Annotated in this window: 6 protein-coding genes and 4 tRNA genes; all 10 read left to right on the top strand. The window is 63.5% G+C overall.

All coding sequences use genetic code 11. The features are described 5' to 3' along the window. Positions 1 to 262: 262 nt before the first annotated feature. The 10 genes from QRO95_RS09775 (at position 263) to QRO95_RS09730 (ending at position 8,033) form a co-directional block, all read left to right on the top strand. Positions 263 to 338, top strand: a tRNA-Lys gene (locus QRO95_RS09775). Positions 339 to 567: 229 nt separating this feature from the next. After that, on the top strand, positions 568 to 933 hold the full coding sequence (locus QRO95_RS09770; protein WP_071228865.1) for a hypothetical protein: 366 nt from the start codon (positions 568 to 570) through the stop codon (positions 931 to 933). Between the two features lie 139 nt (positions 934 to 1,072). Further along, a tRNA-Leu gene (locus QRO95_RS09765) sits at positions 1,073 to 1,157 on the top strand. A gap of 189 nt (positions 1,158 to 1,346) precedes the next feature. Then, positions 1,347 to 2,642: a trigger factor gene (gene tig / locus QRO95_RS09760; protein ID WP_049400909.1), complete on the top strand. Its 1,296-nt coding sequence runs from the start codon at positions 1,347 to 1,349 to the stop codon at positions 2,640 to 2,642. A gap of 76 nt (positions 2,643 to 2,718) precedes the next feature. After that, positions 2,719 to 3,345 carry an ATP-dependent Clp endopeptidase proteolytic subunit ClpP gene (gene clpP, locus QRO95_RS09755; protein ID WP_004146318.1) on the top strand — a complete coding sequence of 209 codons (627 nt, stop codon included), beginning with the start codon at positions 2,719 to 2,721 and terminating at the stop codon, positions 3,343 to 3,345. Positions 3,346 to 3,471: 126 nt separating this feature from the next. Next, positions 3,472 to 4,761 carry an ATP-dependent Clp protease ATP-binding subunit ClpX gene (gene clpX, locus QRO95_RS09750; RefSeq protein ID WP_004154600.1) on the top strand — a complete coding sequence of 430 codons (1,290 nt, stop codon included), beginning with the start codon at positions 3,472 to 3,474 and terminating at the stop codon, positions 4,759 to 4,761. 142 nt (positions 4,762 to 4,903) lie between these two features. Continuing rightward, positions 4,904 to 7,354 (top strand): endopeptidase La, encoded by a 2,451-nt coding sequence (lon, locus tag QRO95_RS09745; RefSeq protein WP_032129321.1) that lies wholly within the window; start codon positions 4,904 to 4,906, stop codon positions 7,352 to 7,354. Positions 7,355 to 7,571: 217 nt separating this feature from the next. Continuing rightward, positions 7,572 to 7,844: an HU family DNA-binding protein gene (locus QRO95_RS09740; protein WP_004146343.1), complete on the top strand. Its 273-nt coding sequence runs from the start codon at positions 7,572 to 7,574 to the stop codon at positions 7,842 to 7,844. 11 nt (positions 7,845 to 7,855) lie between these two features. After that, positions 7,856 to 7,930 (top strand) — tRNA-Val (locus QRO95_RS09735). Positions 7,931 to 7,956: 26 nt separating this feature from the next. Continuing rightward, positions 7,957 to 8,033: transfer RNA gene (locus tag QRO95_RS09730), tRNA-Asp, on the top strand. The last annotated feature ends 139 nt before the right edge of the window (positions 8,034 to 8,172 follow it).

Raw genomic sequence — 8,172 nt, 5'->3', positions numbered from 1 at the left:
CAGTTGGTAGAGCAGTTGACTCTTAATCAATAGGTCCAAGGTTCGAATCCTTGACGGCCCACCAAGACAGAAGCCACCTGGTATCCCAGGTGGCTTTTTTCTTATAAGTGTGACTCCCATCGTTTCGATGGATCACGGGTTGCAGAGCCCCACTTGGCCGTGGATCTGCAATGCAGCGGGACCGCAGTGCTGGTTTCAACGATGTTGAAAAAAGTGCTTGCACCCACCGAGCGGATCGGGTCATAATTCGCGCCCCGATTTCGGGCTGTTAGCTCAGTTGGTAGAGCAGTTGACTCTTAATCAATAGGTCCAAGGTTCGAATCCTTGACAGCCCACCAGACGAAAGCCACTTGGTTCGCCAAGTGGCTTTTTTCTTGTCTGCACGCCGGGTGGCATTTCATCTACTGAAACGGCGCATGGCGTGAATCTACTGAAGCGATGCTGAAATCAGGGACATACGCGTCATCAGTGTTTTCAATGCTGTGCGCTGCTTCTCACCGCATCGCGTCCTGTATCGCACCCAATGGATCTTCCGCGCCGAAGGCGCATGCACGAAGGAAGATGTTGATGGCTGATATCAATCGATTGCACCGCACGCTGTGGGTTCCCTTCGCGTTGATGGCGCTGGCTGCCTGCGCGCCGGCCAATGATCCCGCGAAGACCGTTGAACGCGATGCGGGCACGGAGAGCACTCCGGCGCGCCCGGTGGGTGACGCCATGCAGATGCAGCCGGCTCAGCCTGCGGAAGCGGAGGTCCTGCCTGACGCGGTGGATGTGCAGCGCAATGCGGACGGTTCGGTGGATGTGCGCAAGGCCATGCCGGAGTCGGTGGCCCTGCGCCGTACCGACGACGGGGGCGTGGAGATCCGCAAGGGGGAGGCGCCCGCCGAACATGCCGGCATGGCACCGGCCCGCGCTGTACCGCAGCAGTAAGCCGCAGTCGTCCTGGCGGGCGGTGCGCCCGCCGGGGCGGCAGCGATGCAGGGGCCGCGCGCATCGCTGCAGATTCAGTTTTGTGCAGGCCTTCCGCTTCCAGCCCCCGCCTGCGACAATGAACGCCTGAGCCGGCCACGCGAAAGTGGCGGAATTGGTAGACGCCCTGGATTTAGGTTCCAGTGCCGCAAGGCGTGGGGGTTCGAGTCCCCCCTTTCGCACCAGTGCCGGCCTGTCCCCGCCCTGATCGGGCCATCTGCGCCCCCTTGACCGGCACGCGCTGGCAGTGCAGGCCGAATTGGGCGAAACTAAAGGGCTGCGGCAAGCAGGCGCGTCCCAGACGTCGTGTCCTTACAACCGTTTCATCCCAATCATCGAGCCGGGGGCGTGGGCCGCCGGTGGCAGGAGTCAACATGCAAGCTTCGATCGAATCCACCGGCAACCTGGAACGCCGCCTGAGCTTCTCGCTGCCGGAAGAGCGTCTGCAGAGCCACATCGTCGGCCGCCTGGGCGAAATCGCCCGTACCACCCGCATCAAGGGTTTCCGTCCGGGCAAGGTGCCGGCCAAGGTGATCGAGCAGCGCTTCGGCGCGCAGGTCCGTGGCGAGGCGCTGGACGGCCTGCTGCGCGAAACCTTCGATGCCGCCGTGCGTGAGCACGACCTGCGCATCGTCGGCAGCCCGCGCATCGACAAGGGCGACGAGGGTGAATTCTCCTTCGTGGCCACCGTGGAAGTGGTGCCGGACTTCGGCGATATCGACGTCAGCAAGCTGACCGTCGTGCGCCACAGCGCCGAGATCACCGACGCCGACATCGACCAGATGATCGAGAACCTGCAGAACCAGCGTCGTACCTGGGCCCCGGTCAGCCGTGGCGCGCAGGACGGTGACCTGGTCGCGGTGGAAACCTGGTCGCAGGCCGGCGAAGAGCGCCTGCCGGCCGAGGGCACCGAGAAGGGTTCGATCGTGCTCGGCCAGGGCATGATGTTCGACACCATCGAAAAGGGCCTGGTCGGCCTGGCCAAGGGCGAAGAAAAGACCCTGGACGTCGAGTTCCCGGCTGACTGGCGCGTGCCGGTGCTGGCCGGCAAGACCGTGCAGGTGACCGTCAAGGTTGCCGAAGTGTCCGAGCCGGTCGTGCCGGCGGTCGACGAAGCCTTCATCAAGAGCTTCGGCGTGAAGGGCGGCGACGTCGAGCAGTTCCGCAGCGACATCCGCGCCAACCTGGAGCGCGAGCTGAAGGGTGCCCTGATGAACCGCCTGCGCCGCGAAGTGGGCGAGCAGCTGATCGCCGCCTATTCGTCGGTGGAAATGCCGCCGCGCCTGGTCGAGAACGAAGCCCGCGCCATGCTGGCCCAGCAGGTCGAGCAGATCCGCCGCAACGGCCAGAACGTCGGCGAGATCCCGGCCGATGCCCACGAAGGCTTCAAGGAAGCGGCCGCCAAGCGCGTGCTGGTCGGCCTGCTGGTCGGTGAAGTGGCCCGCATCAACGACCTGCGCCTGGAAGCCAAGCGCCTGAACGAAACGATGCGTCTGATCGCTTCGACCTACGAAGAGCCGGAACAGGTCATTGAGATGTACCGCAACGACCCCCAGCTGATGTCTGGCCTGCAGAACCGTGTGATGGAAGAGCAGGTGATCGACTGGATCGCCGAACGTGCCCAGCACACCGAAGAGAAGCTGTCGTTCCAGGACGCGATCCGCCAGTAAGCCCGGGCGGATCACCGGATGCCCCGCGCCTTTGCCGGCGCGGGGTTGTTGCCCCCCAAGATAGGTACCTCACGTAATGGACAACCGAACCAAAGCCCTGAACCTGGTTCCGATGGTGGTCGAGCAGACCAGCCGCGGCGAGCGTGCCTACGACATCTATTCGCGCCTGTTGAAAGAGCGCCTGATCTTCCTCGTGGGCCCGATCGACGATCACATGGCCAACGTGGTGGTGGCGCAGTTGCTGTTCCTGGAGTCGGAGAACCCGGAAAAGGACATCAACATCTACATCAACTCGCCGGGTGGCGTGGTCACCGCCGGCATGGCGATCTACGACACCATGCAGTACATCAAGCCGAATGTGAGCACCACCTGCATCGGCCAGGCCGCCTCGATGGGCGCCCTGCTGCTGGCCGCGGGCGAAGCTGGCAAGCGCTATGCGCTGCCGAACTCGCGCGTGATGATCCACCAGCCGCTGGGTGGCTACCAGGGCCAGGCCACCGACATCGACATCCACGCGCGTGAGATCTTGACCCTGCGTTCGCGCCTGAACGAGGTGCTGGCCAAGCACACCGGCCAGTCGCTGGAGACGATCGCCCGCGACACCGAGCGCGACAACTTCAAGAGCGCCTTCGAGGCGCAGGCCTATGGTCTGGTCGACCAGGTCCTGGAGCGTCGTCCGGACGAGTCGATCCAGGCCGGCTGACCGGCCATCACGGGGCCAGGGAGGCCCCGTTCCTGCAGGGTCGGGCGGGACTGGTGTCCCCTCGGCCCTGTGCTATTCTCGAATCGAACCCCCGTTCAGCGGGTGGGGTAACTGGGTAAGCGAAGCATGAGCGAAGACCGCCAAGGTCGTTCCACGGACACCGGCAAGATCCTCTACTGCTCTTTCTGCGGCAAGAGCCAGCATGAAGTGCGCAAGCTGATTGCGGGTCCGAGCGTATTCATCTGCGATGAGTGCGTGGAGCTGTGCAACGACATCATCCGTGAGGAACTTGAGGAAAAGGCGCAGTCGGCGCGCAGTTCGCTGCCCAAGCCGCGCGAGATCCTCGAGGTCCTCGACCAGTACGTGATCGGCCAGAACCGCGCCAAGCGCACGCTGGCCGTGGCCGTGTACAACCACTACAAGCGCATCGAGAGCCGGCAGAAGAACGACGACGTCGAACTGGCGAAGTCGAACATCCTGCTGGTCGGTCCGACCGGTTCGGGCAAGACGCTGCTGGCCGAGACCCTGGCCCGCCTGCTCAACGTGCCGTTCACCATGGCCGACGCCACCACGCTGACCGAAGCCGGTTACGTGGGCGAGGACGTGGAGAACATCATCCAGAAGCTGCTGCAGAAGTGCGACTACGACGTCGAGAAGGCGCAGCAGGGCATCGTCTACATCGATGAAATCGACAAGATCTCGCGCAAGAGCGAGAACCCGTCGATCACCCGCGATGTGTCCGGCGAAGGCGTGCAGCAGGCCCTGCTGAAGCTGATCGAAGGCACCGTGGCCAGCGTTCCGCCGCAGGGCGGCCGCAAGCACCCGCAGCAGGAATTCCTGCAGGTGGACACCAAGAACATCCTGTTCATCTGCGGCGGCGCGTTCGCCGGGCTGGACAAGGTGATCCAGGCCCGTTCCACCGACGTCGGCAGCATCGGCTTCGGCGCCAAGGTGAAGAGCAGCGAGCGCAAGCAGGAAGTGGGCAAGGTGCTGGCCGAAGTCGAGCCGGAAGACCTGATCAAGTTCGGCCTGATCCCCGAGTTCGTCGGCCGCCTGCCGGTGGTGGCGACCCTGGAGGAGCTGGACGAGCCGGCCCTGATCAAGATCCTGACCGAGCCGAAGAACGCCATCACCAAGCAGTTCAAGAAGCTGTTCGAGATGGAGAACGTCGAGCTGGAGTTCCGTCCGGACGCGTTGTCGGCCATCGCCAGGAAGGCGCTCAAGCGCAAGACCGGCGCCCGTGGCCTGCGCACCATCGTCGAATCGGTCCTGTTGGACACCATGTACGACCTGCCGTCGCAGGAAAACGTAAGCAAGGTGGTGGTGGACGAGTCGGTGATCGAGCACAAGTCCGAGCCGTACCTGATCTACCAGACCCCGGCGGCCCCTGAACAGAAGGCCGCAGGCGCCGAGTGATCCTTCCAGGTTGTTGATTGGAAAGGATTTTCAAGGAATGCCTTGCATCTGAAAGCCGATGGCCCCATAACGGGGCCATCGGCTTTTTTTGTCTCCGGAAGATGCCCTCCCGGAGGCGGTTTTCCCCTTCCCTGGAGCCCCCATGGCCCGTTCCCCAAGTGAAACCCTCGACCTGCCGGTCCTGCCGCTGCGCGACGTAGTGGTGTTCCCGCACATGGTCATCCCGCTGTTCGTCGGCCGTGACAAGTCCATGCACGCGCTCGAACAGGCAATGGAGTCGGACAAGCGCATCCTGCTGCTGGCGCAGAAGTCGGCCGAGACCGACGACCCGCATGCGGCCGACCTCTACCAGGTCGGTACGCTGGCGCAGGTGCTGCAGCTGCTGAAGCTGCCCGACGGCACCATCAAGGTGCTGGTCGAAGGCCTGTCGCGCGTGCAGGTCACCCACGTCGATGAGCGTAACGGCTCGCTGCACGGCCAGGCCGTGGAGATCGACGCCACCGACGAGCGCGAAGCACGCGAGGTGGAGGCGATCGCCCGCTCGCTGATGTCGCTGTTCGAGCAGTACGTGAAGACCAACCGCAAGCTGCCGCCAGAGCTGCTGCAGACGCTGTCGGGCATCGATGAGCCGGCCCGCCTGGCCGACACCATCGCCGCGCACATCAGCGTGCGCCTGGCCGACAAGCAGCGCCTGCTGGAAACGCTGGCCGTCGGTGACCGCCTGGAGATGCTGGTCGGCCTGGTCGACGGCGAGATCGACGTGCAGCAGATGGAAAAGCGCATCCGCGGCCGCGTGAAGTCGCAGATGGAGAAGAGCCAGCGCGAGTACTACCTCAACGAACAGATGAAGGCCATCCAGAAGGAACTGGGTGACCTGGACGATGCACCGGGCGAGCTGGAAGAGTTGGCCCGCAAGATCGCCGAAGCCGGCATGCCGAAGGCGGTTGAAGCCAAGGCACGCAATGAACTGAACAAGCTCAAGCAGATGTCGCCGATGTCGGCCGAAGCGGCGGTCGTGCGCAACTACCTGGAGTGGCTGCTGGGCGTGCCGTGGAAGAAGCGCAGCAAGGTGCGCAAGGACCTGAAGGCCGCGCAGGACACCCTCGACGCCGACCACTACGGCCTGGAGAAGGTCAAGGAGCGCATCCTTGAATACCTGGCGGTGCAGTCGCGCGTGAAGCAGATGAAGGGCCCGATCCTGTGCCTGGTCGGGCCGCCGGGCGTGGGCAAGACCTCGCTCGGCCAGTCCATCGCCAAGGCTACCAACCGCAAGTTCGTGCGCATGTCGCTGGGCGGCGTTCGCGATGAAGCCGAGATCCGTGGCCACCGTCGTACCTACGTTGGTTCGATGCCGGGCCGCATCGTGCAGAACCTCAACAAGGTCGGCAGCAAGAACCCGCTGTTCGTGCTCGACGAGATCGACAAGATGTCGATGGACTTCCGTGGCGATCCGTCGTCGGCGCTGCTGGAAGTGCTCGACCCGGAGCAGAACAACGCGTTCAACGACCACTACCTGGAAGTGGACCTGGACCTGTCCGAAGTGATGTTCGTGGCCACCTCGAACTCGCTCAATATTCCCGGCCCGCTGCTGGACCGCATGGAAGTGATCCGCATCCCCGGCTACACCGAGGACGAGAAGCTCAACATCGCCACCCGCTACCTGGTGCCGAAGCAGATCAAGGCCAACGGCCTGCAGCCGGAAGAACTGGAGATCGGCAGCGATGCGATCCAGGACATCGTGCGCTACTACACGCGCGAATCGGGCGTGCGCAACCTGGAACGCGAGATCGCCAAGATCTGCCGCAAGGTGGTGAAGGAGATCGCGCTGGCCGGCCCGCAGCCGGTGAAGGCGAAGAAGGGCGCGAAGAAGTCCAAGGCGCTGGTGAGCGTGTCCAGCAAGAACCTGGACAAGTACCTGGGTGTGCGTCGCTTCGATTTCGGCCGCGCCGAGGAAGAGAACGAGATCGGCCTGGTCACCGGCCTGGCGTGGACCGAAGTCGGTGGCGATCTGCTGCAGATCGAATCGACGCTGGTGCCGGGCAAGGGCCAGCTGATCCTGACCGGCCAGCTCGGCAACGTGATGAAGGAATCGGCGTCGGCGGCGTTGTCGGTGGTGCGTTCGCGCGCGGTCGGCTTCGGCATCGACAGCGACTTCCTGCAGAAGCACGACGTGCACCTGCATGTGCCCGATGGTGCCACGCCGAAGGACGGACCGAGTGCCGGTGCGGCAATGGTCACCTCGCTGGTGTCGATGCTGACCAAGGTGCCGGTGCGTGCCGACGTGGCGATGACCGGTGAGATCACCCTGCGTGGTCGTGTCACCGCCATCGGTGGCTTGAAGGAGAAACTGCTGGCCGCACTGCGCGGTGGTATCCGGACGGTCATCATTCCGGAAGAGAACCGCAAGGACCTTGCAGACATTCCGGCCAACGTCACCCGCGATCTGGAGATCGTGCCGGTGAAGTACATCGAAGAAGTCCTGGACCTGGCGCTGGAGCGCCCGCTGGCACCGAAGAAGGCGCGCAAGAGTGCGCAGCGTGTCACGGTGCGCAGCAAGGCCAAACCGAGTGGAAGCGCGCGCGTCAAGCATTGACGCGCGCTGTCCGATGGCCCGAAACCCGCGTCGTTGCTGGCTTTCCAGCTTGCGTGGGGGTAGGGCCACTGGTATAAAAGCAGCACTCGCGAATGAGTGATCGCTGTCAGCGATGACTGAATCGGCGAACCGTTTCCACATGGCGGCCGCATGCAGAAGGCGTGCGGTTGCTTCCCTGTCGAATAAGCGGAACCCACCGCCAAAGGAGTTGTAGAGAATGAACAAGACCGAATTGATCGATGCCGTTGCTGAAGCTGCCGACCTGACCAAGGCCGAGTCCAGCCGCGCTGTCGATGCCGTCGTTGCTGCCGTCACCAAGGCGCTGAAGGACGGCGATGCGGTCACCCTGGTTGGCTTCGGTACCTTCCAGGTCCGCGACCGTGCTGCCCGCACCGGCCGCAACCCGAAGACCGGCGACACCATCAAGATCGCTGCTTCGAAGAATCCGTCGTTCAAGGCTGGTAAGGCCCTGAAGGATGCTGTAAACTAAGCGGCTCGCTGGGGTGCTTAGCTCAGCGGTAGAGCGTCTCCTTTACACGGAGAGGGTCGGGGGTTCGAAACCCTCAGCACCCACCACAGCACCGCGGTAAAAGTTTGAGTGTGGAGCGGTAGTTCAGCTGGTTAGAATGCTGGCCTGTCACGCCGGAGGTCGCGGGTTCGAGTCCCGTCCGCTCCGCCATTCAACGAGGCCTCCGGCCAAAAGCTGGAGGCTTTGTTTTCTCTCCGGTCCAGGCCGGTGAGAAAACAGGAAATAGCAACAATGCGGAGCGGTAGTTCAGCTGGTTAGAATGCTGGCCTGTCACGCCGGAGGTCGCGGG

This window comes from Stenotrophomonas maltophilia group sp. Smal13, from assembly GCF_030236855.1.
In the GTDB taxonomy this organism is placed as follows: domain Bacteria; phylum Pseudomonadota; class Gammaproteobacteria; order Xanthomonadales; family Xanthomonadaceae; genus Stenotrophomonas; species Stenotrophomonas maltophilia_A.
This window is presented reverse-complemented; position numbering and strand designations above follow the sequence as displayed.

Coding starts and splice junctions, on each gene's coding strand:
- QRO95_RS09770 (WP_071228865.1), top strand. CDS start 568: ATGGCTGATATCAATCGATTGCACCGCACGCTGTGGGTTCCCTTCGCG.
- tig (WP_049400909.1), top strand. CDS start 1,347: ATGCAAGCTTCGATCGAATCCACCGGCAACCTGGAACGCCGCCTGAGC.
- clpP (WP_004146318.1), top strand. CDS start 2,719: ATGGACAACCGAACCAAAGCCCTGAACCTGGTTCCGATGGTGGTCGAG.
- clpX (WP_004154600.1), top strand. CDS start 3,472: ATGAGCGAAGACCGCCAAGGTCGTTCCACGGACACCGGCAAGATCCTC.
- lon (WP_032129321.1), top strand. CDS start 4,904: ATGGCCCGTTCCCCAAGTGAAACCCTCGACCTGCCGGTCCTGCCGCTG.
- QRO95_RS09740 (WP_004146343.1), top strand. CDS start 7,572: ATGAACAAGACCGAATTGATCGATGCCGTTGCTGAAGCTGCCGACCTG.